The 23,556-nt window shown below is 64.2% G+C and carries 19 protein-coding genes and 1 pseudogene; 4 read left to right on the forward strand and 16 right to left on the reverse strand.

What is annotated here, in order from left to right:
- Positions 1-34 precede the first annotated feature (34 nt).
- Positions 35-1,204, reverse strand: coding sequence for a glycerophosphodiester phosphodiesterase (locus R3355_RS12625; RefSeq protein ID WP_318961492.1), 1,170 nt, complete (start codon positions 1,202-1,204; stop codon positions 35-37).
- Between the two features lie 153 nt (positions 1,205-1,357).
- On the opposite strand from R3355_RS12625, the gene R3355_RS12630 reads away from it, so the two are divergent.
- Both R3355_RS12630 and R3355_RS12635 read left to right on the forward strand, forming a co-directional pair.
- Positions 1,358-1,882, forward strand: coding sequence for a dihydrofolate reductase (locus R3355_RS12630; protein ID WP_318961493.1), 525 nt, complete (start codon positions 1,358-1,360; stop codon positions 1,880-1,882).
- A gap of 88 nt (positions 1,883-1,970) precedes the next feature.
- The gene (locus R3355_RS12635) at positions 1,971-2,615 is read left to right on the forward strand and encodes a YitT family protein (protein ID WP_318950670.1); all 645 of its coding nucleotides are present in this window, start codon (positions 1,971-1,973) and stop codon (positions 2,613-2,615) included.
- A gap of 119 nt (positions 2,616-2,734) precedes the next feature.
- On the opposite strand, the gene ilvD is transcribed toward R3355_RS12635, so the two are convergent.
- The 6 genes from ilvD to R3355_RS12665 form a co-directional block, all read right to left on the reverse strand.
- Positions 2,735-4,582, reverse strand: coding sequence for a dihydroxy-acid dehydratase (ilvD, locus tag R3355_RS12640; RefSeq protein ID WP_318961494.1), 1,848 nt, complete (start codon positions 4,580-4,582; stop codon positions 2,735-2,737).
- A gap of 305 nt (positions 4,583-4,887) precedes the next feature.
- Positions 4,888-5,742 (reverse strand): ABC transporter permease, encoded by an 855-nt coding sequence (locus R3355_RS12645; RefSeq protein WP_318950422.1) that lies wholly within the window; start codon positions 5,740-5,742, stop codon positions 4,888-4,890.
- A gap of 7 nt (positions 5,743-5,749) precedes the next feature.
- Positions 5,750-6,982, reverse strand: a complete 1,233-nt coding sequence (locus R3355_RS12650) for an ABC transporter permease (protein WP_318950420.1) — start codon at positions 6,980-6,982, stop codon at positions 5,750-5,752.
- Between the two features lie 78 nt (positions 6,983-7,060).
- Positions 7,061-8,134, reverse strand: coding sequence for an ABC transporter substrate-binding protein (locus R3355_RS12655; protein ID WP_318961495.1), 1,074 nt, complete (start codon positions 8,132-8,134; stop codon positions 7,061-7,063).
- Between the two features lie 31 nt (positions 8,135-8,165).
- Positions 8,166-9,284, reverse strand: a complete 1,119-nt coding sequence (locus R3355_RS12660; protein ID WP_318961496.1) for an ABC transporter ATP-binding protein — start codon at positions 9,282-9,284, stop codon at positions 8,166-8,168.
- Between the two features lie 433 nt (positions 9,285-9,717).
- Positions 9,718-10,914, reverse strand: a complete 1,197-nt coding sequence (locus R3355_RS12665) for a class I SAM-dependent rRNA methyltransferase (RefSeq protein ID WP_318961497.1) — start codon at positions 10,912-10,914, stop codon at positions 9,718-9,720.
- 209 nt (positions 10,915-11,123) lie between these two features.
- Between R3355_RS12665 and R3355_RS12670 the strand changes: the two genes are divergently transcribed.
- On the forward strand, positions 11,124-11,936 hold the full coding sequence (locus tag R3355_RS12670) for an HDOD domain-containing protein (RefSeq protein ID WP_318961571.1): 813 nt from the start codon (positions 11,124-11,126) through the stop codon (positions 11,934-11,936).
- A gap of 388 nt (positions 11,937-12,324) precedes the next feature.
- Here R3355_RS12670 and R3355_RS12675 read toward each other — a convergent pair whose 3' ends face one another.
- The 5 genes from R3355_RS12675 to R3355_RS12695 all read right to left on the reverse strand — a co-directional run bounded on the left by R3355_RS12675 (position 12,325) and on the right by R3355_RS12695 (position 16,686).
- A complete protein-coding gene (locus R3355_RS12675; protein WP_318961498.1) occupies positions 12,325-12,627 on the reverse strand; it encodes a DUF2388 domain-containing protein in 303 nt (100 codons plus the stop codon).
- A gap of 408 nt (positions 12,628-13,035) precedes the next feature.
- Positions 13,036-13,641: a GNAT family N-acetyltransferase gene (locus R3355_RS12680; protein WP_318961499.1), complete on the reverse strand. Its 606-nt coding sequence runs from the start codon at positions 13,639-13,641 to the stop codon at positions 13,036-13,038.
- A complete protein-coding gene (locus R3355_RS12685) occupies positions 13,638-14,087 on the reverse strand; it encodes an NfeD family protein (RefSeq protein WP_318950409.1) in 450 nt (149 codons plus the stop codon). Before R3355_RS12685 ends, R3355_RS12680 begins: the two co-directional genes overlap by 4 nt.
- Positions 14,088-14,090: 3 nt before the next feature.
- A complete protein-coding gene (locus R3355_RS12690) occupies positions 14,091-15,011 on the reverse strand; it encodes an SPFH domain-containing protein (protein ID WP_318961500.1) in 921 nt (306 codons plus the stop codon).
- A gap of 91 nt (positions 15,012-15,102) precedes the next feature.
- Positions 15,103-16,686, reverse strand: coding sequence for a L,D-transpeptidase family protein (locus R3355_RS12695; RefSeq protein WP_318961501.1), 1,584 nt, complete (start codon positions 16,684-16,686; stop codon positions 15,103-15,105).
- A gap of 148 nt (positions 16,687-16,834) precedes the next feature.
- Here R3355_RS12695 and R3355_RS12700 point away from each other — a divergent pair, with 148 nt between their 5' ends.
- Positions 16,835-17,542: a murein L,D-transpeptidase catalytic domain family protein gene (locus R3355_RS12700; protein ID WP_318961502.1), complete on the forward strand. Its 708-nt coding sequence runs from the start codon at positions 16,835-16,837 to the stop codon at positions 17,540-17,542.
- Positions 17,543-17,814: 272 nt separating this feature from the next.
- On the opposite strand, the gene R3355_RS12705 is transcribed toward R3355_RS12700, so the two are convergent.
- The 4 genes and pseudogenes from R3355_RS12705 to nosP form a co-directional block, all read right to left on the reverse strand.
- Positions 17,815-19,599 (reverse strand): GspE/PulE family protein, encoded by a 1,785-nt coding sequence (locus tag R3355_RS12705; protein ID WP_318961503.1) that lies wholly within the window; start codon positions 19,597-19,599, stop codon positions 17,815-17,817.
- A 186-nt stretch (positions 19,600-19,785) separates the two neighbouring features.
- Complete coding sequence (locus R3355_RS12710; protein ID WP_318961504.1) at positions 19,786-21,192, reverse strand: ATP-binding protein; 1,407 nt, start codon at positions 21,190-21,192, stop codon at positions 19,786-19,788.
- Positions 21,189-22,067: pseudogene (locus R3355_RS12715) on the reverse strand (sensor histidine kinase); the annotation flags it as partial. The gene R3355_RS12710 and the pseudogene R3355_RS12715, both read right to left, overlap by 4 nt.
- 208 nt (positions 22,068-22,275) lie before the next feature.
- Positions 22,276-23,436, reverse strand: a complete 1,161-nt coding sequence (nosP, locus tag R3355_RS12720; protein WP_318961505.1) for a nitric oxide-sensing protein NosP — start codon at positions 23,434-23,436, stop codon at positions 22,276-22,278.
- Positions 23,437-23,556 lie beyond the last annotated feature (120 nt).

Below are 23,556 nucleotides of genomic sequence, written 5' to 3' on the forward strand. Positions count from 1 at the left end.
TGGGGTTGGGAGAAACCCTGATCCTGCTGGCGCTTCAGTCTGCGCGGTCCTCGCCGGTCGAGGGCTCCTCGCGCAAGCGCACGGCAATATCCGGCTGGTCGATAAACAGGCCGTCGATTCCGGCGTCGAGGAAGGCGCGAATTTCCGTCGCTATATCGCCCCTGGCCTGCGGGTCATCGTTGCTGCGCAGGGCGGTCGGCAGAAAGCTGTTTTCCGCGCGGAAGGTGTAAGGGTGCACCTTGAGCCCGGCGGCGTGGGCGTCCCGCACCAGGGTCGTGGCGCTGCCCAGATTGCCGTTGGCGTCGCGGGGGATGACCTGGCCCTTTTCCGGGCCGATGCCGGCAGCATAGCGGGCAATGGCGGTGAGGCCGGCGGGCGTGGTCATCTGCGCGTAACTCAGGTCGCTGCCCAGCACCTGCTGGTCATAGGGCTGGCCTTCGACCCAGAGCAGCTGCACCAGGCGTAGCGGCGTCATGCGGCGCAGGGTCTTGAGGTTCTCGACCTCGAATGACTGGATATACACCGGTGCCTGGGCGCTGTTGTAGCCGTTCTTCTTCAATAGCCTGACCAGCGGTCTTTCCAGGCCCAGGCCGAGCTGCTGGAAGTGGGTCGGGTGCTTGGTTTCCGGGTACAGTCCGACCATCCGCTGCTGGCTGAGTTGCAGGGTTTTCACCAGGTCGATGATTTCCTGCAGGGTCGGGATGGTGAAACTGCCGTCCAGACGGGCGTTGCCCGGACGAATATGCGGGATCCGCTCGATGGCGCGCAGGGTCTTGAGTTCGGCGAGGGTAAAGTCTTCGCTGAACCAGCCGTTGAGGCTGACCCCGTCGACGCTCTGGCTGCGCTGGCGGTCGGCGAATTCGGGGCGCTGGGCGACGTCGGTGGTCAGTCCCAGTTCGTTGTCGTGGCGGGCGACCAGTTGGCCGTCTTTCGTCATCACCAGGTCCGGCTCGATGTAATCGGCGCCTTGCAGAATGGCCAGGGCATAGGCGGCCAGGGTGTGCTCGGGCACATAACCGCTGGCGCCGCGGTGGGCGATGATCAGCGGCTTGGCGTCGCCCCTGGGCTTGCCGTTGTGGGTTTGCGGCTGCTGCCTGGCCCAATCGATGGCGGCCTGTACGCCGTCGGCCTGGGCCGGGGCGGCAATGGCCAGCAGCGGGGCCAGCAAGCTGGCGCAGAACAGGGTGCGGAGGGTGAGGAACATGGCGGCGTCTCCTTGCGCGGGGGGAAGTACTAGTCTGCCTGGGCAGCGGTGACGGTTCGACGACGACCTGGAAACAACTGGGTGAACGCGCTGCAGTTTGTGGCTGGGTTGGCAATGCCACAGGTGGGCTGCGACGGGCCTCGCCCCTCTGCTATGCTCGCTGCCATGAAAAATTCCCTGCCTCTCTGCCTGATCGCCGCCCTCGCGCAGAACCGCGTGATCGGCCGCGACAACCAACTGCCCTGGCATCTGCCGGCCGACCTCAAGCATTTCAAGGCGCTGACCCTGGGCAAGCCGATCATCATGGGCCGCAAGACCTGGGATTCGCTCGGCCGGCCCCTGCCGGGCCGGCTCAACCTGGTGGTCAGCCGCCAGCCCGGCTTGCAGCTCGAGGGCGCCGAAGTCTTCGCCTCGCTCGAGGCGGCCATCGTCCGCGCCGATGAATGGGCGCGGCAGCAGGGCGCCAGCGAACTGATGCTGATCGGTGGCGCGCAGCTTTACCAGCAGGCGCTGCCATTGGCCGCGCAGTTGTACCTGACCCGGGTCGAGCTGAGTCCCGAGGGCGATGCCTGGTTTCCCGCGTTCAGCGAGGCCGACTGGCAGCGTGATGCCCTCGAGGCACACCCGGCCACGGCGCAGACGCCGGCCTATGCCTTCGAGACCTGGTCGTGCAGGTGATTAGCGCTTTCTTGATCTGGACCAATTCGCTTGAGTGGTTATTGGTCTAGCTTTTCTGACTCGCCCATTGCACCTGCAGGTTTGCACCATGGCTGAAGTCAAATCCGATAGTCAGCAGATCGACACCCTGGCTGCGATCATGCGTCATCCGCTGTGGGAAGATGCCCTGGCCCTGCTGATGGGCACCGCCATGGTCGCTCTGGGCATCGCCCTCTATGCCCATGCAGGGCTGCTGACCGGCGGCACCGTCGGTGTCGCTTTTCTGCTCAAGTACCTGCTCGGCTGGTCATTCGGCTGGTCATTCTTCCTGATCAACCTGCCCTTCTATGCCCTGGCCATCTGGCAGATGGGCTGGCAGTTCACCCTGCGCACCTTCTGCGCGGTCGGCCTGGTGTCGCTGCTGGCCGAACTGACCCCGCAGTGGATCGGTTTCACCCAGTTGAATGTGCTCTATGCGGCCCTGTTCGGCGGCTTCGCCATGGGCCTGGGCCTGCTCATGCTGTTCCGGCACCGCGCCAGCCTGGGCGGGGTGAATATCCTCGCGCTGTTCCTGCAGGAGCGCTTCGGCCTGCGCGCGGGCAAGGTGCAGATGGGCATCGATGTGGCGATCGTGCTGACGGCGGTGTTCATCGTGCCGCTGGACAAGGTCGTGTTGTCGATCCTCGGTGCGGTGGCGCTGAACCTGGTGCTGGCGATCAATCACCGCGCCGGGCGTTATATGGGCGTGAGCTGAGAGGCGTGTTCGACCGGTCGTGCATGCATTGCCCAGTGCGCGCGGCGCACCCTACGGGGGTTGACCGGTAGAACGCAAAAGCCCGGCACTAGGCCGGGCTTCTGGGTGTGCGTGACGTATCAGGGCACCAGTTTGTCCAGCAGCGCCTTGTCGCGCACCGCGCCCTTGTCGGCGCTGGTGGCGAGCAGTGCGTAGGCCTTGAGTGCCGTGGTAACTTTGCGCGGGCGGTTCTCCACCGGCTTCCAGCCCTTCTTGTCCTGTTCCACCCGGCGTGCGGCCAGCTCTTCATCGCTGATCAGCAGGTTGATCGAGCGCTCGTGGATGTTGATCAGGATCTTGTCGCCTGCGCGCACCAGGCCGATGGCGCCGCCGGCGGCGGCTTCCGGCGAGGCGTGGCCGATCGACAGGCCCGAGGTGCCGCCGGAGAAGCGGCCGTCGGTGAGCAGGGCGCAGGCCTTGCCCAGTCCTTTGGACTTCAGATAAGAAGTCGGATAGAGCATTTCCTGCATGCCCGGGCCGCCTTTCGGGCCTTCGTAGCGGATGATGACGATATCGCCTTCCTGCACTTCGTCGTTGAGGATGCCGCGTACCGCGCTGTCCTGGCTCTCGAAGATCTTCGCGTTGCCTTCGAAGATATGGATGGACTCGTCCACCCCGGCGGTCTTCACCACGCAGCCGTCGACGGCGATATTGCCGTAGAGCACCGCGAGCCCGCCTTCTTGCGAGTACGCATGCTCGACGCTACGGATGCAGCCGTTCTCCCGGTCGTCATCGACCGTGTCCCAGCGGGTGCTCTGGCTGAACGCGGTCTGGGTCGGGATGCCGGCCGGGCCGGCGCGGAAGAAGGTGTGCACGGCTTCGTCGTCAGTCTGGGTGATATCCCACTTGGCGATGGCCTCGCTCATGCTCTTGCTGTGTACGGTCGGCAGGTCGGTGTGCAGCAGGCCGCCGCGGGCCAGGGAGCCGAGGATGCTGAAGATACCGCCGGCGCGATGGACGTCTTCCATGTGGTACTTCTGGATGTTCGGCGCGACCTTGCACAGCTGCGGCACCTTGCGCGACAGGCGATCGATGTCGCGCAGGTCGAAGTCGATCTCGCCTTCCTGGGCTGCGGCCAGCAGGTGCAGGATGGTGTTGGTCGAGCCGCCCATGGCGATGTCCAGGCTCATGGCGTTTTCGAACGCCTTGAAGTTGGCGACGTTGCGCGGCAGCACCGAGTCGTCGTTGTCCTGGTAATAGCGTTTGCACAGTTCCACTGCGGTGCGCCCGGCCTGCAGGAACAGCTGTTCGCGGTCGCTGTGGGTGGCCAGGGTCGAACCGTTGCCCGGCAGGGCGAGCCCTAAGGCTTCCATCAGGCAGTTCATCGAGTTGGCGGTGAACATGCCGGAGCAGCTGCCGCAGGTCGGGCAGGCGCTGCGCTCGTACTCGGCGACCTTCTCGTCGCTGGCCGAGTCGTCGGCGGCGATGACCATGGCGTCGACCAGGTCCAGGCCGTGGCTGGCCAGCTTGGTCTTGCCGGCTTCCATCGGCCCGCCGGAGACGAAGATCACCGGGATGTTCAGGCGCAGGGCGGCCATCAGCATGCCGGGGGTGATCTTGTCGCAGTTGCTGATGCAGACGATGGCGTCGGCGCAGTGGGCGTTGACCATGTACTCGACCGAGTCGGCGATGATCTCGCGGCTCGGCAGCGAATAGAGCATGCCGTCGTGGCCCATGGCGATGCCGTCGTCGACCGCGATGGTATTGAATTCCTTGGCCACGCCGCCGGCGCGTTCGATTTCGCGGGCGACCAGTTGGCCCATGTCCTTCAGGTGCACGTGGCCGGGCACGAACTGGGTGAAGGAGTTGGCGATGGCGATGATCGGCTTCTTGAAGTCCTCGTCCTTCATCCCGGTGGCGCGCCACAGGGCGCGGGCGCCGGCCATGTTGCGGCCGTGGGTGGAGGTTTTCGAGCGGTAATCAGGCATGGCGATAAGTCCTGCAAAGGCTGTTCAGGTCACGCATTCGCTGGCAGTCGCCTGGGCGAGGGCCGCGTGCGCGCAACGGGCTGTTGGGGCGTATGTTGAGCCGGGTTCAGGCCCAAGGCAAACGGAAGTGACCGATTGCAGGGCTGGGGCGGAGGTTGGCGCGGGGTCTGCGCTGGCTCGGCCTGGTACACGTCCGCCTGGGTGCGGCAGCAAAGGGACGATTCTAAGCCCAGGCGGTGTGGTGGCGAAAGCGCAGAGCGCTTAGTTAAAGCGCGGAGCGCTCAGTTAGCCAACGCGGGAGCGGGTTATTCGATCAGTTCGACGCCGCGCAGGCGCTCGGAACGCCGCCGCAGCAGTTCGAGGGTGACCAGCAAGGCGATGGACACCAGGATCAGCAGGGTGGCGATGGCCAGGATGCTCGGGTTGATCTGCTCGCGCAGGCCCGAGAACATCTGCCGGGGGATGGTGCGTTGCTGGGGGCCGGCCATGAACAGGATCACCACCACCTCGTCGAACGAGGTGATGAAGGCGAACAGCGCGCCGGAAATCACCCCGGGACGGATCAGCGGCATGATGATGTCGAAGAACACCCGCAGCGGCGTGGCGCCGAGGTTCAGCGCCGCACGCGCCAGGCTGTAGTCGAAACCGGTCAGGGTCGCGGTCACGGTGATGATCACGAAGGGCGTGCCCAGGGCGGCGTGGGCCAGGATCACCCCCAGGTAGCTGCCGGCCAGACCCAGGTTGGAATAGAAGAAGAACATCCCGGCGGCGGTGATGATCAGCGGCACGATCATCGGCGACAGCAGCAGGGCGGTGATGAAACGCCGGTAGGGCATGTCGTCGCGGGCCAGGCCGACGGCGGCGCAGGTGCCCAGCACGGTGGCGAGCACGGTGGCGAAGATGCCGATCAGGAAGCTGTTCTGGATCGCCAGGATCCATTTCGGGTCGTTGAAGATTTCCCGGTACCAGCGCAGCGAATAGGCCTCCGGCTGCAGGGTCAGCATGCCTTCGGTAAAGCTGAAGAACGGCTCGACGTTGAACGACAGCGGGATGATCACCAGGATCGGCATGATCAGGAACAGCAGCACCAGCCAGGAGCTGGTTTTCAACAGCCAGGTGCCGAAGTGGTGCCAGAAACCAAAGTAGCTGGGGATTTTCATGTCTGCTTTATCCCAGTTTGATATTGCTGGCGCCGACGAATCGGTCGTACAGCCAGTACAGCAGGAGAATCAGGCCGAGCAGCAAGGAGCCCAGCGCGGCGGCCAGTTCCCAGTTGTTCGAGCGCTGCATATGGAAGGCGATGATGTTGCTGATCATCTGTCCGTCGGTGCCGCCGACCAGCGCCGGGGTGATGTAGTAGCCCACGGAAATGATGAACACCAGCAGGGCGCCGGCACTCAGGCCCGGCAGGGTCATCGGGAAGTAGATCCGGGCGAACGCCGGAATCGGCTTGGCGCCGAGTGACATGGCCGCACGCAGGTAGCTGGGGTCGATGCCGCGCATCACGCTGTACAGCGGCAGAATCATGAACGGCAGGAGAATATGGGTCATGGCGATGATGGTGGCGAACGAGGTGTAGAGCATCTCCAGCGGCTGACCGATCAGGCCGGTGCTGAGCAGGAAGGAGTTGATCACGCCGTTGGTCTGCAGCAGGGCGATCCAGGCGGTGGTCCGCACCAGCAGAGAGGTCCAGAAGGGTAGCAGTACCAGCACCAGCAACAGGTTGGCGCGGTTTGCCGGCAGACCGGCCAGGTAGTAGGCCAGCGGGTAACCGAGCAGGGCGCAGAACAGGGTGATGACCAGCGCCATGTACAGGGTCTTGCCGAACAGCTGCAGGTAGATCTGCGTGTCTTCACGCATCTGGATACCCTGCTCCGGGTGCATTTCCAGGTCCAGGGCGGTCAGGTAGTAGTCGTAGGTGTAGACCGCGCCCGCGCGCTGGATGGCATACCAGACTTCGGGTTTGCGCCAGTTGCCGTGGGCCTTGAGCAGGGTCTCGGCGCCTTGGGTTGCCAGCTGTTCGGCTTCGATTCGGGCGATTCGTCGGGCGGTGGATTTGACCACGCTGGACATGCCGGTATAGGCGCGGTTGAGTTCCTCGGACAGCTTGCCGGACAGGCGCTCCTTGGCCAGGCCACGCAACTCCAGGGCAAAGACGTTCAGGGTCGTTTCATCGGGTACTGCTTTGCCGTCCCAGCGTTGCAGCTCCACCAGGGTCAGCGGGATCAGTTCGGCCACGGCCGGGTGGTTCACGCTGCGCCAGAGCATGCTGCCGATGGGCGCAACGAAGGTCAGCAGAATGAAGGCCAGCAACGGCACCACGAATAGAAAGGCGGTCAGGCGTTTCTTGCCGCGGGCACTGGCGGCTTGGCCGGCTTCGGTAGTGGTAAGTGAGGACAAGGTGTTACTCCGCTAATCCTGGTGAGGCCGATACCCTCACCCCAACCCCTCTCCCGGAGGGAGAGGGGCTATTACGGGTTACTTCAACAGCCACTCATTGAACTTCTCGCCGAGGGACTCGCCGTAGTCGGCCCAGAAATCCGAGCTGGCCTGGATACCTTTATCCAGGTGGGCGGTGGGCAGGTGCGGTGCGGCGGTCGGATCGGCCAGCGGCATAGAGGACTTGCGGGTCGGGCCGTAGGCGACGTCCGGCATGCCGGCCAATGGCTTGGAACCGGTGGCGTAGGAGATGAACTTGAGTGCCAGATCCTTCTTCTGCGTGCCCTTGACGATGGCCCAGGCGTCGAGGTCGTAGACGTGACCGTCCCAGACTATGACGAAGGGCTTGTTTTCCTGGCGGATGGCGTCGTAGAAGCGTCCGTTGGCCGACTGCACCAGCACTGCGCCGCCGTCATTGAGCAGTTGCGGGGCCTGCGACCAGGAGTCGAACCAGACGATGTCGTCCTTGATTGTGGCCAGTTTGTCGAAGGCGCGTTGCTGGCCTTCCGGGGTGGACAGCACGTCATAGACGTCTTTGGGCGCTACGCCGTCGGCCAGCAGGGCCCACTCCATGTTGACCTGTGGGCGTTTGCGCATGGCGCGCTTGCCGGGGACCTTGGCCGTGTCGAAGAAGTCATTGATGCTCGCCGCCTTGGTGTCGCCGATGGTCTTCTCGTTGTAGGCGAAGACCACCGACCAGACGATGTTGCCGACCGCGCATTCGCTGGCCAGGGCTTCGGGAATGAAGTCTTCTGCGGCCGGGGTGCCGTCCACGCCGGCTGGCAAGGTCTCATGCGGGATGACTTCGAGCAGGCCTTCGGAGCAGGCGCGCTCGAGGTCGATCACCTCGAAGTCGACCACGTCCCACTGGATATTGCCGGACTCGACCTGGGCCTTGATTTCGGCCACGCCGCCGGAATAGTCCTCGAACAGGACCTTGACGCCGGTGTCTTTCTGGAACGGGTCGATGACGTGCTTCTGCTGCGCCGCGCCATAGGCGCCCCCCCAGGACACGACGGTCAGACTGTCCTCGGCGCTGGCGGCGAAGCTGGTCGTGCCTAACGCTGCAGCCAAAGCGAATGCGGAAAAGCGGGTAGTCAGTGATCTAGCCATTGCTGTGCTCCATTTGCTTTTAGTTGTGGGGTTATAGCGTAGTCGCGGCGACAGGGCGGTCCAGCGCCTGGCTGTCTTCGGCCAGCCAGGCCAGAGCAACCTCGTCGCTGTTGCTGAACTGCGGAGCCGAGCTGTCGTTCATGTTCTTCACCACCAGTTCGGTGCCGTCGGCGGTCTCGAAATGGTAGCGGATGTATTCGCCGACATAGTGGCGGGTCACGAAGCGCGCCTTGACCCGGTTGCCGGCACTGCCGAGGCGGTCGGTGAAGGTGAGTTTTTCCGGGCGGATCGACACGGTGGTCGGCAGGCCGACTTCGCAACAGTTGGCCTTCAGGCTACTGACCAGGCCGCCGTCTTCCAGGCGCACATCGACGGTGTCGTCGCCGACCGACTCGATGGTGCCCTTGAGCTTGTTGCTCTCGCCGATGAAGTCGGCGACGAACAGGTTGGCCGGGCGCTCGTAGAGCACGTTGGGCGCTGCGCATTGCTGGACGATGCCGTTGTTGAACACGGCGATGCGGTCGCTCATGGTCAGGGCTTCGGTCTGATCGTGGGTGACGTAGATCACGGTGAAACCGAGCTGCTCGTGCAGGCGCTTGATCTCGAACTGCATCTGCTCGCGCAGCTTCTTGTCGAGGGCGCCGAGCGGCTCGTCCATCAAGATGATGTCCGGGGCGAAGATCAGGGCGCGGGCCAGGGCCACGCGTTGGCGCTGGCCGCCGGAGAGTTGCCCGGGAAAGCGGTTGCCGAAATCCAGCAGCTCGACCAGGGACAGGTACTCGTCGACCTTGGCCTTGATTTCGTCTTTGGGTCTCTTGCGGATCTTCAGCGGGTAGGCGAGGTTTTCGCGCAGGGTCATGTGCGGAAACAGGGCGTACTGCTGGAACACCATGCCGATGTTGCGCGCGTAGGGTGCGATGCTGGTGACCGAGCGGCCGTTGATCAGGATCTCGCCGCTGGTCACGTCCTCGAAGCCGGCGAGCATCATCAGGCAGGTGGTCTTGCCGGAACCGGAGGGGCCGAGCAGGGTGATGAATTCGCCCTTGGCCACATCCAGGTTGAAATCCTTGACCACCAGTGTCTTGTGGTCGTAGGTCTTCTTCACGTTGGTGAATTGTAGGAACGGTTTGTCCCCAGCCTGCTCAGCCATATACCTCCCCAGCTCCCATCAAAACAGGTGTCCAGCGTGTGGCGTTCACCTGACTCGCTTCAGTCAACCGTCTCGTACTCTCGTAAGTCCGAGCAGCTGTTATGGAAATAACCAAAAGCAATAAGCACGCCAGCCAGCGATAACCGCGCACGGCTGCGCTGCGCGTGTTTCTAAGCCTAGTTCAGCTTGGGGTTTGCGCTAGCCGGGTGGGGAAAGGGGTAACAACAGGGGGGGAGGGGGCTACCTGCCGAAACGCACCAGGCTGGTGCGTGGTCTTGGCAAGTCGTTGAAAACTACTGCACTCGACTGTCCGGCGATTGCCGGATCGAGAAGCGCAGCAGCAGAAAGCTGGCCCGCCGAGCGAGCGAAGCGAGTCGATCAGCCTCGAATGCGGCCCGGGCCAGCCTTCGCTCGCCGGATTTTCGGCGGCCTCTTAACTGTTGGGCAGCAAGCGGCAGGTCAGCGACTTGATGTAGCGGGTTTCGGCGATGGCCGGATGCACCGGATGATCCGGCCCCTGGGCGCCGCGTTCGAGCAGTTGGATGTTGCGATCGAGGTGGCGGGCGCTGGTCAGCAGGATGTTCTGCAGGTCGTCTTCCGGCAGGTGCATGGAGCAGGAAGCGCTGACCAGGATGCCGTCCTTGTTGAGCAGGCGCATGGCCGCCTCGTTGAGGCGGCGGTAAGCGGCTTCGCCGTTCTTCAGGTCCTTCTTGCGCTTGATGAAGGCGGGTGGATCGGCGATCACTACGTCGAAGCGTTCTTCGGCGTTCTTCAGTTCCTTGAGGGCGGCGAACACGTCGCCTTCGATGCAGGCGACCTGTTCCGACAGGCCATTGAGTGCCGCGTTGCGCTCGACACCGTCGAGGGCGAAGGCCGAGGCGTCCACGCACATCACTTCAGTGGCGCCGAACGCCGCCGCCTGCACGCCCCAGCCGCCGATATAGCTGAACAGATCGAGCACCCGCTTGCCTTTGACGTAGGGCGCCAGACGGGCGCGATTCATGCGGTGGTCGAAGAACCAGCCGGTCTTTTGCCCCTCGATCACCGGGGCCTCGAACTTCACCCCGTTCTCTTCCAGCGCCACCCATTCCGGCACCACGCCGAAGGCGGTGTCGACATAGCGCTCCAGGCCTTCGGCGTCGCGTGCGGCGGAGTCGTTCTTGAGCAGGATGCCGCTCGGCTTGATCACCTGGATCAGCGCGGCGAGCACCTCGTCCTTGTGCCGTTCCATGGTGGCGGAGGCCAGTTGCACCACCAGAATGTCGAAGAAGCGATCCACCACCAGGCCCGGAAGCAGGTCGGAATCGCCGAATACCAGGCGGTAGCAGGGCTGGTCGAACAGGCGCTGGCGCAGCGACAGGGCGACATTGATGCGGTGCACCAGCAGGGACTTGTCCAGGACGTGCTTGACGTCGCGCGACAGCAGGCGGGCGCAGATCAGGTTGTTCGGGCTCATCGCGACCACGCCCAGGGCCTTGCCGCCGGCCGCTTCGAGGATCGCTTGATCGCCTGCGGCAAAGCCGTTCAGCGGCGTGGCGGCAACATCGATTTCGTTGCTGTAGACCCACAGATGGCCGGCGCGCAGGCGTCGATCGGCGTTGGCTTTCAGGCGCAGGCTGGGCAGGGACATGGGGGCTCTCCGGAAAAAGAGCGCGATTATAGCCGTTTCGCCGAGGGCAGGCGCAGGCCTGGTGGGCTTTCCCTGTGACCGAGGTGTTTGCTGCTTGCTCGGATGGGGGGCAATCCGGCTACACTCTGGCCTTCTGCCATCCTTGTCGAACCGTCATGGCCCAGCCCCTCTCCGCCGAACAGATCCACCAGGCCCTGCAAGGCATCAGCGTGCCGCCGCAGCCACAGATCATGGTCGACCTGCAGATGGAACAGGTCATGCCCAATCCCGACCTGCAGGCCATCGCCAAGCTGATCAGCCAGGATCCCGGCTTGTCCGGGGCGCTGTTGAAGATCGTCAACTCGCCGTTCTTCGGCCTGGCCAACCGCATCGCCTCGATCCAGCAGGCAGTCAACCTGCTCGGTTGCGACACGGTGATCAACCTGATCAATGCCCAGTCGATCAAGGGCGAGCTCAGCGACGAAACCATCGTCACCCTCAACCGGTTCTGGGACAGCGCCCAGGATGTGGCCATGACCTGCCTGACCCTGGCCAAGCGCATCGGCTACCAGTCGCCGGATGAGGCCTACACCCTCGGCCTGTTCCATAACTGCGGCATTCCGCTGATGGTCAAGCGCTTCCCCAACTTCATGACGGTGCTGGAGGAGGCCTATTACAACGCCGGCAGCGAGATGCGGGTGGTCGATAGCGAGAATTGCCTGCTCAATACCAACCATGCGGTGGTCGGCTACTTCACCGCCAAGTCATGGAACCTGCCGCTGCATCTGTGCGAGGCGATTGCCAGCCACCACGACGCGCTGGCGATATTCAGCGAGGACTCCGGCCGCGATGCCCAGCTGAAGACCCTGTTGGCGATTCTGAAGATGGCCGAGCACATCTGTGAAAGCCACCGGGTGCTGGGCAACCAGGCCGAGGACCATGAGTGGCAGAGCATCGAGCAGCTGGTGCTGGAGTATGTCGGGTTGTCCGGGCACGACTTCGAGCACCTGCGCGAGAGCATCCGCGAGCTGGGCAAGGCTTGAGCGGCTGTGAAAAAGGCGACGACGTTAGGTGTTGCATGCAATGGGTGTGTGCGCCGTGCGTGCTTGGGTAGGTTGGCGCTGAGCGCAGTTCCGTAGGTTGGGTTAGCCGCCTACGCAGCATTGTGCTTATTGCCGCAGCTTTGCCGCGGCGTAACCCAACAATGGCGGTGCACTTGCGGACGCTGGGTTGGGTTACACGGCGCTCGGCAGACGCGCCGTTGGCCAACACTCGGTTTGCGCCGCTAACCCAACCTACTGTTTGCCGACGACACTAATCCTCGCCCCGTCCCGCTGGGTTAGTCCCGTTGGGTTACACGGCGCTTGGCAAGCACGCCGTTGGCCAACACGCGGTCTGCGCCGACGACATTTGATCGCTGATACGACACTACTACTGTTCCGCAGCGAGGATGGCGCTGGCCAATTCCATGTCGCTGGCCTGCAGATCTGGATGCTCGGCGCGCAATTGCTTCAGCGCGGCTTCCAGATATGGCCCGCGGATTTCTCCAGCGCTGGCGACATAGCTGCTGGCATCGTCACGTGCCGGTACGATCAGCTTCTTGTCCTTGAAGGTCAGGTAGGTCGAGGCCGTGGTTGCCCCGGACGAGAGGATGTCGCGCACCGCACTGTCAGCGAATGTCGGGGCCGTGACGGCGACGAGTACGGTAAAAATCAACGGATTTAAACGACGCATACGGGTAACTCCGAAAGGTTTGCCTATGAAGTAGGAGTCCAATTGGCAGGCAGGGGTTCAACCCGGCCGACCAAGGGAGGGCGTGCCAGATTCGGGTAGGGTGCGCCGTTCTGCGTGGGAACCATAGCGGGGCCCGTCGCATACCCGTAGGAGTTCGCTCGCCGACTTCGACGGAGCGCTGTCGCGCAACAAACTGGGGTGGCAATTGCGTCTATCGGCTTGTGGGTACCCGTAGGAGCGGGCCATGCCCGCGATGCGTTTCGCGGGCATGGCCCGCTCCTACAGAAAACGTAATAGCCAATAAAATCAATGATATGCGGGTTGTTTTATAAAAGGGTGTTGCGCTTCAGCCGCCAAGCGTTACGGGCGTCTCGATGGCCGTCACCGCTGCCGGCCTAGGCGCCGCCGCTAGCAATCCGCTTGCAGGTAGTACTGTCGCAGGCCCGGCAGCGACAGCTGACCGCTCTGGGCAAACGCGTGGCGTTGATACAGCGCCAGGTTGCGCGGCTCGCCGGTTTCCAGGGCGACACGCTGGCAGCCCTGCTGGCGCAGTTGCTGCAGCGTCTGGCTCAGCAGCAGGCTGCCGATGCCCCGGCCTTGCTGGCCGGGCGCCACGGCGATGAACTCGATGCGTGCACTGTCGGAGTGGCTCAGCTGCTGATCGAAGGCATCGATCAGCTGGTCGAGCCGGGCCAGGCAGTCGGCGCCGCACTGCTGGCGGATGGACTGGCCGATGGACTGCAAGCTGCTGGCGCTGGGGTGCTGTCCGGCCAGGCTGAAATAACAGGCACCGGCCAGTTGTTCTGCCTGCCAGACGGCGAGGGTCGGCATGCGGTTGGCCCGGTGAAAGCGTTGATAAGCCTGTAGATAGGCGCGGCGGCGTTGGGCAAAGCCCGGACGCTCGGCGAACAGGTACCAACCGAGAGTCGGGTCGCCGGCAAAGGACTGGTCGAGCAGGTCGAGCGCTGCGCCATCCTGCGCCGCCATTAGCGGCGCGAGATGCACGGCGGTCACCCGATGGCTTCGACTTTCAGCCGCACGCCGTCCTGGCCGATCACCCTGACCTGGCTACCGGCCGGCAGGTCCGGGCCGCTGACCAGCCACAGGGTGTCGCCGGCCTTGATCTTGCCGCGACCAGCGCTGATGGCTTCATGCAGGACGAACTGGCGGCCCAGCAGCTCGCTGCCGCGGCGGTTCAGCCCCGGTTGATCGGAGGGCTTGGCCGCGGTGCGCTGGCGGCGCCACCAGTACACCGCGGTGAGCACCGAGAGGGCGCCGAACAGGATGAACTGCAGGGCCCAGGGCAGGTTCGGGAGCAGGTAGGTCAGCACGCCGACGCAGGCGGCGGCGATGCCGATCCACAACAGATAACCGCCGGCGCCGAACACTTCGAGGATCAGCAACAGGGTGCCGAAGGCCAGCCAGTTCCAGAATGACAGGTGCTGCAAGTAGTCCCACATCGCTTAACCCTGCTTATCACCGAAGGTGGCTTTGACGATTTCACCGATCCCGCTGACCGCGCCGATCACCTGGCTGGCTTCCAGCGGCATCAGGATCACCTTGCTGTTGTTGGCGCTGGCCAGCTGGCCGAGGGCGTCGATGTATTTCTGTGCGACGAAGTAGTTGATCGCCTGCACGTTGCCGCTGGCAATTGCTTCGGAGACCACCCGGGTGGCTTCGGCTTCGGCGCCGGCGGCCCGTTCGCGGGCTTCGGCTTCGAGGAAGGCGGCCTGGCGCTGGCCTTCGGCCTCGAGGATCTGCGCCTGCTTCTTGCCTTCGGCGGTGAGGATGGCGGCGGCGCGCAGGCCTTCGGCTTCGAGGATCTGCGCGCGCTTGATGCGCTCGGCCTTCATCTGCCCGGACATGGCCGCCATCAGGTCGGCGGGCGGACTGATGTCCTTGATTTCGATGCGGGTGATCTTGATGCCCCAGGGCGCGGTCGCCTCATCCACTGTGCGCAACAGTTTCTCGTTGATCGCGTCGCGCTGGCTGAGCATGGCGTCCAGCTCCATGGAGCCGAGCACGGTACGGATATTGGTCTGCAGCAGGTTGCGGATCGCATGGGTGAGGTTGTTCACCTCGTAGGCGGCCTGGGCGGCGTTGATTACCTGGAAGAAGCACACGGCATCGATCTGCACGGTGGCATTGTCGGAGGTAATCACTTCCTGCGGCGGAATATCCAGCACGGTTTCCATGACGCTGAGCTTGTGGCCGATGCGGTCCATCACCGGCACTATGATGTTCAGGCCCGGGGTCAGGGTGTTGGTGTAGCGGCCGAAGCGCTCGACCGTCCACTGGGAGCCCTGGGGCACCACTTTGAAACCCATGAAGACCACGGCGACGGCCAGGCCGACGAAGAGAAAGATCACACTGCCGATTTCCATGAGGCGTATTTCCTTGCGGGGGCTTGTAAGGCGACGGGCGATTGTATGCGTATAGCTGGCGTTTTGCCCGGGCGCCAGACGGACTTGTGAATCAGTAGGTGTTGCGCTGCAGGGCGGCAAGCAATTTTCGATCCCGTGCATAGAGGTCGTTGCGCAGGATCAGCTCGCCGTCGGCGTCGACCGTGGCGGTCCAGTAGGCGAGGACGATCGGCAGGCGCTCGCGTATCGGGAATTCCGTGGTTTTGCCGCTGGCCAGCAGGCGTGCGATCTCGGCACAGTCAGCGGCCGGCAGCAGGGTGTCGAGCAGTTCGACGATGCCTTCTATGCGCACGCAGCCGGAGCTGAAGGCGCGCGGCGACTTGCCGAACAGGTGCTGGCTGGGGGTGTCGTGCAGGTACACGGAAAACGGGTTGGCAAAGCGGATGACCAATTGCCCGAGGGGGTTATTCGGCCCGGCATCCTGGCGCAGGATGATCGCCCCGGGCTTCTGCCAGTCGACCTTGGCCGGGTCGAGCGGCGTGCCGTCGCGGTCGAGCACGCGTAACTGCTGGCGCTGCAGATAGCCGAGGTCGCGGCGGATCTGCGGCAGCTTGTCCTCGCGCAGGATGGTCGGCGGCACGGTCCAGGTCGGGTTGAGGGTCAGGCGGCTGACCAATGACTTGAGCTGTGGCGTCTGGCGTGCCGGCCGGCCGACCTGGGCGCGGCCCTGCCACAGCAACTGATGGTCGCGGTAATAGCTGAGCTGGCCGCCGGCGATATCCACCAGCAGGGTTTCGGCCTCGATGTCGCCGGCCAGCCAGCGCCAGCGCTCGAGGTTGACCCGCAGTTGCTCGAGGCGTGCGGCCGCGCTGGTATTCAGGGCGGTCAGGCTGTCCGGGCCGATCACCGCGTCGGCCTGCAGGCCATGGCGGGTCTGGAAGTGCTCCACCGCGGCCACCAGGGTGGCGTCATAGTGGTCGCTGGCGGGTCGTTCATCTATATAGCCTTCCGCGGCTAGGCGGGCAGCCAGCAGAGGAACGCGCGCATCGCGCATGTCCGGGCGCAGCAGGCCACCGCCGGGAATCGACGTCCACTCGGCGAGTGGCTGGCGTCGCCGCTCGGCATAGGCCCGGCGCAGTTCCCGGTACTGGCGCAGAGCCGGCCGCGCCGTGGCGAAGGCGGCCGGCAGGTCGTCGAGCCCCTGCCAGGCCAGGCTGAGCACGCTGGGGCGTGGTGTTGGGCTGAGGCTGTCGGGGGCCCGCCAGAAGGGCTCGATCGGTTCTTGCGCCACCCGCCCGTGCGCCAGATGCTGCAGGGCTTGCAGGTAACTGTGGCTGATCAGCAGGTCGGCACAGGCGCGCTGCTGGAGATCCTTCGGCAGCGGGGCGCGCAGGTTGTCGAGCCGGTACTCGCTCGGGTCGAGGCCGTCGTCGGCCAGTTGCTCCAGTTCGTGCAGCAGCGCCACGCGCCGGCTAGGCTCTTGCCAGAGCGGGAGGAATGCCTCTTGTGCATAGAGTTCGTGGAGCAAACCGGAGCTCTGCAGCTCGGCAGCCGCGAGCGTCGAGGCGCAGGCACTGGAGGGGGCGGCGAAGCTCTGGCGGATCGCCTGGCTAGCGCCGTCGTCGACGCCGTAGGCCTGGGCCGTGAGCGCCAGCAGACAGCCGGCGGTCAGGTAATGTGCGGTTTTTTTGTACAATCGCGCCTTGCAGTCCATGATTCGCCAGTTCCGTGATTGCTCTATGCAGTCGAATGGGGTGGTCGTCGGCGGCTCGTATTACGCCCGAGGCGATTGAAACAAGCGCTCGCCGAATGTTCGCCGCAGTGTACACAGGAGCTTCCTGCCCATGATCAAATCACTCCGCCGATTCGGCCTCACCCTGACCGGATTGTGCCTGCTGGCATCGCCCTGGCTGGCGGCGGCATCCGCCCCGCCACCGCTGTTCGACAGCCTGACGCGCGTCGCCCCCGGGCTCGATCGCCAGGTCCTCGAGCATGCGCTGGCGGCCATGCAGTGTGCGCTCAAGCATGGTGCCGAACCGGCGCAGCGCCTGGCGGTGATCGACTATGCGCAGCCGTCCACCGCCCGCCGCTTGTGGATTTTCGATCTGCAGCAGCAACGCTTGCTGTTGAACGACCTGGTCGCCCACGGGCGGATGTCTGGCGAGAATCTGGCCACGCGCTTTTCCAACACCCAGGACAGTCATCAGTCGAGTCTGGGGCTGTTCCGCGCGGCGGAGAGCTACAGCGGCAAGCACGGTTACTCGTTGCGCATGGACGGGCTCGAGCCGGGGGTGAACGACCGTGCCCGCGAGCGCGCCATCGTCATCCACGCCGCCAGCTACGTCGACCCGCGCCTGGCAAAGACTCAGGGCCGGATCGGCCGCAGCCTCGGTTGCCCGGCGGTGCGTCCGCAAGTGGCGCGGATGGTGGTCGACCAGCTCAAGGGTGGCCAGTTCATCTTCGCCTGGTACCCGGACCAGGGCTGGCTGCAGAGCTCCGCCTACCTCAACTGCCCGCCACGCAAGGCAGAGGCGATCGTCGCCCAGCGCTGAGAGGTTGTGAGAAAACTCTCGCCTACTGTGACCTCCTCCACGCGTCCGCTGCGGCGTTGCGCTACGTGAAAGGCAGGGGCATTTAGCCCGTAGGTCGGGTTGGCGGCGACTGTCGCCATCCCGGCCGCAACATTGCTGCTGAACGCCGCGTAACCCGATACGGCGTCAGCAGGTTCTGGGCAATGATGGGTTGCGCCGCGCAGAGAATGCAGCCGGATCAAGTATTGCTTGAGCGGCCAACCCATCCACGGTTAGGCCACGGCTGTCGTGGGCTACTTCTGTTCGCTCTGGGGCGTGACCCGCAGCACTTCCTCGATGGTGGTCAGGCCCGCGGCGACTTTTTGCGCGCCGGACAGCCTGAGGCTGCGCATGCCTTCCTTGAAGGCATGCCGGCGCAGGGCGGTGAGGTCGGTGTCGGCATTGATCAGCGGCTTGATCGCATCGTTGAGCTGCATGATCTCGTAGACCCCGGCGCGCCCGCGGTAGCCGGTGTCGCGGCATTCCAGGCAACCCACGGCCTTGTGCGCGCCGGTCGGCAATGGCGCGTTCCAGGGTCGGGTCAGGCTCTGCCAGTCGTCTTCGCTGAGCTCATGGGGTGCCTTGCAGTGCGGACACAGGGTGCGCACCAGGCGCTGGGCCATGACCCCGAGCAGGGTGGCCTTGAGCAGATAATGCGGCACGCCCAGTTCGAGCAGGCGGGTGATGGCGCTGGGCGCGTCGTTGGTGTGCAGGGTGGACAGCACCAGGTGGCCGGTCAGCGCGGCCTGGATCGCCATCTCGGCGGTTTCCAGGTCGCGGATCTCGCCGATCATGATGATGTCCGGGTCCTGGCGCATCAGCGCGCGCACGCCGCTGGCGAAGCTCAGATCGATGTTGTGTTGCACCTGCATCTGGTTGAAGGCGCCTTCGATCATCTCGATCGGGTCTTCGATGGTGCAGACGTTGACCTCGGAGGTCGCCAGTTGCTTGAGCGTGGTGTAGAGGGTGGTGGTCTTGCCCGAGCCGGTGGGGCCGGTGACCAGAATGATGCCGTTGGGCTGACGGGTCATGTCTGCCCAGCGCTTCATGTCGTCCGGCGAGAAGCCCAACTGGTCGAAGCTTTTCAGCAGCACTTCCGGGTCGAAGATGCGCATCACCAGTTTTTCGCCGAAGGCGGTGGGCAGGGTCGACAGGCGCAGTTCGACTTCGCCGCCATCCGGAATCTTGGTCTTGACCCGGCCGTCCTGGGGTTTGCGCTTTTCCGCGACGTTCATCCGGCCCAGGCTTTTCAGGCGGCTGACCACCGCCATGGTCACCTGCGGCGGGAACTGATAGACGGTGTGCAGCACGCCATCGATGCGAAAGCGCACGCTACCCTGCTCGCGGCGCGGCTCGATGTGGATATCGCTGGCGCGTTGCTGGAAGGCGTACTGGAACAGCCAGTCGACGATGTTGACGATATGCGCGTCGTTGGCGTCCGGTTCCTGATCCTGGGCGCCGAGGTTGAGCAACTGCTCGAAGTTGCCGACCCCGCTGATCTTGCTGTCGCCGGCGCTGGCGCCGCTGACCGACTTGGCCAGACGGTAGAACTCCACGGTAAAGCGCTGGATTTCCACCGGGTTGGCCACCACCCGCTTGATCGGGCGCTTGAGCACGTGGGTCAGGTTGGCTTCCCAGCTGTGCATCAGCGGTTGCGCGCTGGCGATGGTTACCGCGTCGGGGCCGACCGCCACGGCGAGGATCTTGTGCCGTTGGGCGAAGGCGTAGGACATCAGCGGAGTGATGGCGGCGACGTCGATCTTCAGCGGGTCGATGCGCAGGTAGGGTTGGCCGGCGAACTCTGCCAGCCAGAGGGTGAGGCTTTCCAGGTCGAGCTTCTTGCCCGGATGGCTGAGGTCATCGACCTGCTGCGCGGCGAGGAACTCCAGCGGATGCTGCTGATTGTTCACCGCGCTGCGGCGGATCGCCAGGCACTGCTCGGCGCTGTCCTGGTCGACCCGGCCCTGGGCGACCAGTTCGCGCAGCAGGTCGCTGAGATCAAGGAGGCGGTCTTGGTTGGTTGCAGCAAAGGCGGACATGCGGGCTCCTGGGTCACTCTCGGCGCACGGCAGGCAGCAGTCAGGGCCCTGTTCTCAGGGTCTGTTGCCGTTTCGCGGCCGCATCGAAACGGCAACAGACCCTAGCATGCCCGAAACTGTTGGTGAGGGCGAAGCGTCAAGCGTGATCGGTTACCCAACCTGGCGCTCCGCTCGAGGCGCTCGCGGTCATTCAGGTCGCACGGGCTGGCGCACCGGCAGTTCAAGGCGGAAGGTGCTGCCCAGGCCCACTTCGCTGTCCACCCTGAGCGTGCCGTTATGCTTCTGCACGATGCCGTAGGAGAGCGACAGGCCCAGCCCGGTGCCCTGGCCGATGGGCTTGGTGGTGAAGAAGGGGTCGAAGATCCGCGGCAGGACTTGTGCAGCAATGCCCTGGCCGGTATCCGCCACCTCTATCCAGACCCGCTCGGCCGCCGTACCGGTGCGAATGCTGATCGTACCCCGCTCGGGCCCCATTGCCTGGGCGGCGTTGACCAGCAGATTGAGGACGACCTGGTTGAGTTGCGCAGGCAGGCATTCGATCTCGCCGATGCCCGCGTATTGCTTGACCACATCGGCCTTGTACTTGATCTCGTTGGCGACGATGTTGAGGGTCGAGTCGATGCCTTCTTCCAGATTGGCCCACTGCCATTCCTGGGTCGAGTCGATCCGCGAGAAGTCCTTCAGGTCCTGGACGATCTGGCGTACCCGGGCGATGCCCTGCCTGGATTCGCGCATCAGCTGTGGTATGTCCTCCTTGAGGAAATCGAGTTCCAGGCGTTCACGCAGGCTCTGCAGCTTGGCCGCCACCTCCGGTGAACCCACGGTCTGCTCCACGGCCTCGTAGGCGCTCAGCATCTCCAGCAGCCCAGCGTAATAACCTTCGAGCGTGCAGAAATTGGAGGAGATGTAGCCGATCGGGTTATTGATCTCATGCGCGACGCCGGCTGCCAGTTGGCCGATGGAGGCCAGTTTTTCGGCTTGCAGCAGCTGGCTTTGCAGCTGTTTGCGCTCGAGGATTTCCACTTGCAGTGCTTCGCTAGCTTGCCTGATCTCGAGGGTTCGCTCGACTACCTTGGCCTCCAGCTCGCTCATCTGCAGGGCCGCCTGCTGGGTCATTTCCCACTTGGCCGTCAGCGTACTGGCCAGTTGGCAGACCTCGATATTGTCGAAGGGCTTCTTCAGGATCAGCAGCCGATCGCGGCTGTCGAGTCGGTCGATAACCTCTTCCCAGGAGTAGTCGGCGTAAGCGGTACAGATCACTATCTGCAGGCGCGGGTCTTCTTGCCAGAGTTGTTCGATGGTCTCGACGCCGTCCCAGCCCAGCGGCATGCGCATGTCGACGAATGCCATGGCATATGGGCGGTTGGCACGCATGGCCTGGCAAACCATGGCCAGGCCTTCCTGACCCTGGTAGGCCGAGTCGAGTTCGAACTGTGGGGCGCCGGCCTTGACCTCCTCGCCGAACAGGGCCGCCTCGACCTCATCCAGTTCGGCCTCCGTCTGGCTATCCAGCAGGAGGATCTTGCGGAAGTCCTCATGAATCGAGGGCGTATCGTCGATCAGCAGGATGCGTCGGTTGTGCCGCGTACTCATAGGCTATCCAGTGTGGCGCTAATGGGTAATTCGAGGGTGAAGGTTGCACCTCGGTCCGGTCCCTCGCTATGGGCGGTCAGGCTGCCGCCCATTTCCATGGCCGCCAACGCGCAACTGTGCAGGCCGAAACCGTGGCCATTCTTGCGCGTGGTGAAACCGTGGGCAAAGATCCGGGTGAGGTTTTCCGCCGCGATGCCTTCGCCATCGTCCTGCACGCAGATCCGCAGGTTACCCTCGTCCAGCAGCCGTACGCTCAGGGTCAGGGTGCGCGATTGGTCCGCCGGGGCCGACAGCGCATCCTTGGCGTTGCTGATCAGGTTGACCAGGATCAGCAGCAGCCGATGCTTGTCGAGCAACAGCGGAGGCGTTGCGGCGAACGCCTTGATTACGCTGATCCGCTGGCGGCTGAGCGCCTCGGCGTGGATGCGCAGGGCATCTTCGAGCAAGTCGGCGAGCCGCACCGGTTCGACCATGCTCGACGCGCCGGCGTAGGACTGCTGGGTGGCGACTATCTCCTTGATGTGGCCGACGCTCTTGGTCAGGTGTTCGAGCTCTTCGACAATGCCCTGCTGCTCGGCGGCGATGGCCTCGACCAGCTGGTTCAGGTAAGCCGGTAGCAGCTTGCCCTTGGCGTCGTGGCTGATGAAGTCGCCGAGGTCGGCGGCGTGCTGGTTGATCAACTGGACTGCCTTGGCCAGCCCCTGGGCCTTGGAGGCGCGCACCTTGCGGCTGACCAGCTCGGCGGAGACGTTCACGCTATTGAGCACGTTGCCGACGTTATGCAGCACGTTGGTCGCAATTTCGGCCATGCCGGCCTGGCGCGCCGTGGCCACCAGTTCGCTCTGGGTCTGGCGCAGTTCATGGGTGATTTGCTCGTTCTCGCCCAGGGCCGCTTGCAGCTCCGCCGTGCGGCTGAGGACCAGCTCTTCCAGCATGATCGTGGTCTGGAACAGGTCGAAGTCCGAGCCCTGGGCATTGGCGCTGCGTTCGGCACGGTCCATCAGGGCGCGGATGATCTTGTTGAGCCGGACGATTTCGCGCTCTGCGGCTTGCTCGGTTGTTGGTTCGCGGCACGCGGCTGACTCAGGCATCGTTGGTCTCCAGGGCTTGCGGGCCTATTGCTACGCCAACCAGCGTCTGATTGACATGCACGCCGCGGAACTGTTCGCCGTAGGTGTTGAAGCCGACGGTGTTGTGCTGCACCAGGACTTCGTCGATCCGCTGTTTGTCGGGGCTCTGGGCAATTTCCAGTTTGCGCCCCATGCAATCACAACCGAGGACCAGCAGTGGCGGGCCGATCTCGGCCCGTATCCCGGCAAAAGTCTGCTCCAGGTTCTGCAGGAGGTCCGCGCCCTGTGCCAGCCGCAGTACCAGTCCGTTTTCGATGGCGCAGAAGAACGTCAGGCTGCCATCCGGGTTGGCTTTCTGGATGGCGCGCACGTAGGTCGTGCCGCCGATCGTCAGGACCAGCGGCCAGGCGGCGAAACGCGCGGAGTCAAGGTCGCAGGCATCGATGCCGAGCATTCGGGCGTATTCCTGGCTCGCCGGCAGCCCATTGATTTCCTTGACGACCCGGGAAGGGGCATCGGCCTCGGTGACAACCAGGCGCTGCTCTGTGGTCACGAAATTCTGGGTCTTGAATATCCGCAAGGGCAGGCGCGAGGTCAGCAGAACCAGGAGGGCACTGTCGGAACAGAATCGGCCCTGCCAATAGACATGGGTCTTCACAAACTTCATGGCATCACCCGCCGACCCGCCGATCAATGGGAGCTTGCCCAGCGCGCGCTGGAATGTCCGGGTTACCGGTTCCTCCCGCCGCGACAAACCATCGACCAGCAGCAAGGCGAAGCCGTTGTCCGTATCGCTGTGCGGAGCCTGGGCGTGCAGCTCTTGCAGCAACCCCTGGGCAAAGGCCTGGCCGGTGTCGGCATCGAATTGCTGCAAGTGCTCGAGATGGCCGCTGACAGCGCTGAAATGGCTCGCCGCAAAGCTTGCCCCGGTCAGGCTGTGTTCCCGGCAACCGGCCGGTCCGATTTCTCCGGCCGTGGTGCAGCCGACGACTTGCACCCCGGCGAACAGGCGCTGTATTTCGCCGGCGAGCACGTCCAGGTCGTACTCGCTGGAGCAGAAGAAGACCACCAGCGCCATATCGGGTTGCGCCACCCCGGCATGGAATTCCTGCGCGGCTTGTTGCGCGTCGGTGGCGCAAGACTGCGCTTTGCGTATGTGACTCTGCTGCTGCATGACGCACTCCTTGTGGCAATACGCATCGGCCGCCTGCGCGGCTCATTATGGTCGTCTGCGCGCCTTCGCTCGAGCCTCTTTGTCTTCGAACGGTCCCTGCCGGCGGGCAACAGACCCTAG

The sequence above is a fragment of the Pseudomonas sp. genome (assembly GCF_033723075.1).
Taxonomy (GTDB): Bacteria; Pseudomonadota; Gammaproteobacteria; order Pseudomonadales; family Pseudomonadaceae; genus Aquipseudomonas.

What these genes read in the sequence shown, in the direction of transcription:
- R3355_RS12625 (WP_318961492.1), bottom strand. Translation starts at nt 1,204, where the DNA reads ATGTTCCTCACCCTCCGCACCCTGTTCTGCGCCAGCTTGCTGGCCCCG.
- R3355_RS12630 (WP_318961493.1), top strand. Translation starts at nt 1,358, where the DNA reads ATGCTCGCTGCCATGAAAAATTCCCTGCCTCTCTGCCTGATCGCCGCC.
- R3355_RS12635 (WP_318950670.1), top strand. Translation starts at nt 1,971, where the DNA reads ATGGCTGAAGTCAAATCCGATAGTCAGCAGATCGACACCCTGGCTGCG.
- ilvD (WP_318961494.1), bottom strand. Translation starts at nt 4,582, where the DNA reads ATGCCTGATTACCGCTCGAAAACCTCCACCCACGGCCGCAACATGGCC.
- R3355_RS12645 (WP_318950422.1), bottom strand. Translation starts at nt 5,742, where the DNA reads ATGAAAATCCCCAGCTACTTTGGTTTCTGGCACCACTTCGGCACCTGG.
- R3355_RS12655 (WP_318961495.1), bottom strand. Translation starts at nt 8,134, where the DNA reads ATGGCTAGATCACTGACTACCCGCTTTTCCGCATTCGCTTTGGCTGCA.
- R3355_RS12660 (WP_318961496.1), bottom strand. Translation starts at nt 9,284, where the DNA reads ATGGCTGAGCAGGCTGGGGACAAACCGTTCCTACAATTCACCAACGTG.
- R3355_RS12665 (WP_318961497.1), bottom strand. Translation starts at nt 10,914, where the DNA reads ATGTCCCTGCCCAGCCTGCGCCTGAAAGCCAACGCCGATCGACGCCTG.
- R3355_RS12675 (WP_318961498.1), bottom strand. Translation starts at nt 12,627, where the DNA reads ATGCGTCGTTTAAATCCGTTGATTTTTACCGTACTCGTCGCCGTCACG.
- R3355_RS12685 (WP_318950409.1), bottom strand. Translation starts at nt 14,087, where the DNA reads ATGTGGGACTACTTGCAGCACCTGTCATTCTGGAACTGGCTGGCCTTC.
- R3355_RS12690 (WP_318961500.1), bottom strand. Translation starts at nt 15,011, where the DNA reads ATGGAAATCGGCAGTGTGATCTTTCTCTTCGTCGGCCTGGCCGTCGCC.
- R3355_RS12700 (WP_318961502.1), top strand. Translation starts at nt 16,835, where the DNA reads ATGATCAAATCACTCCGCCGATTCGGCCTCACCCTGACCGGATTGTGC.
- R3355_RS12705 (WP_318961503.1), bottom strand. Translation starts at nt 19,599, where the DNA reads ATGTCCGCCTTTGCTGCAACCAACCAAGACCGCCTCCTTGATCTCAGC.
- R3355_RS12710 (WP_318961504.1), bottom strand. Translation starts at nt 21,192, where the DNA reads ATGAGTACGCGGCACAACCGACGCATCCTGCTGATCGACGATACGCCC.
- nosP (WP_318961505.1), bottom strand. Translation starts at nt 23,436, where the DNA reads ATGCAGCAGCAGAGTCACATACGCAAAGCGCAGTCTTGCGCCACCGAC.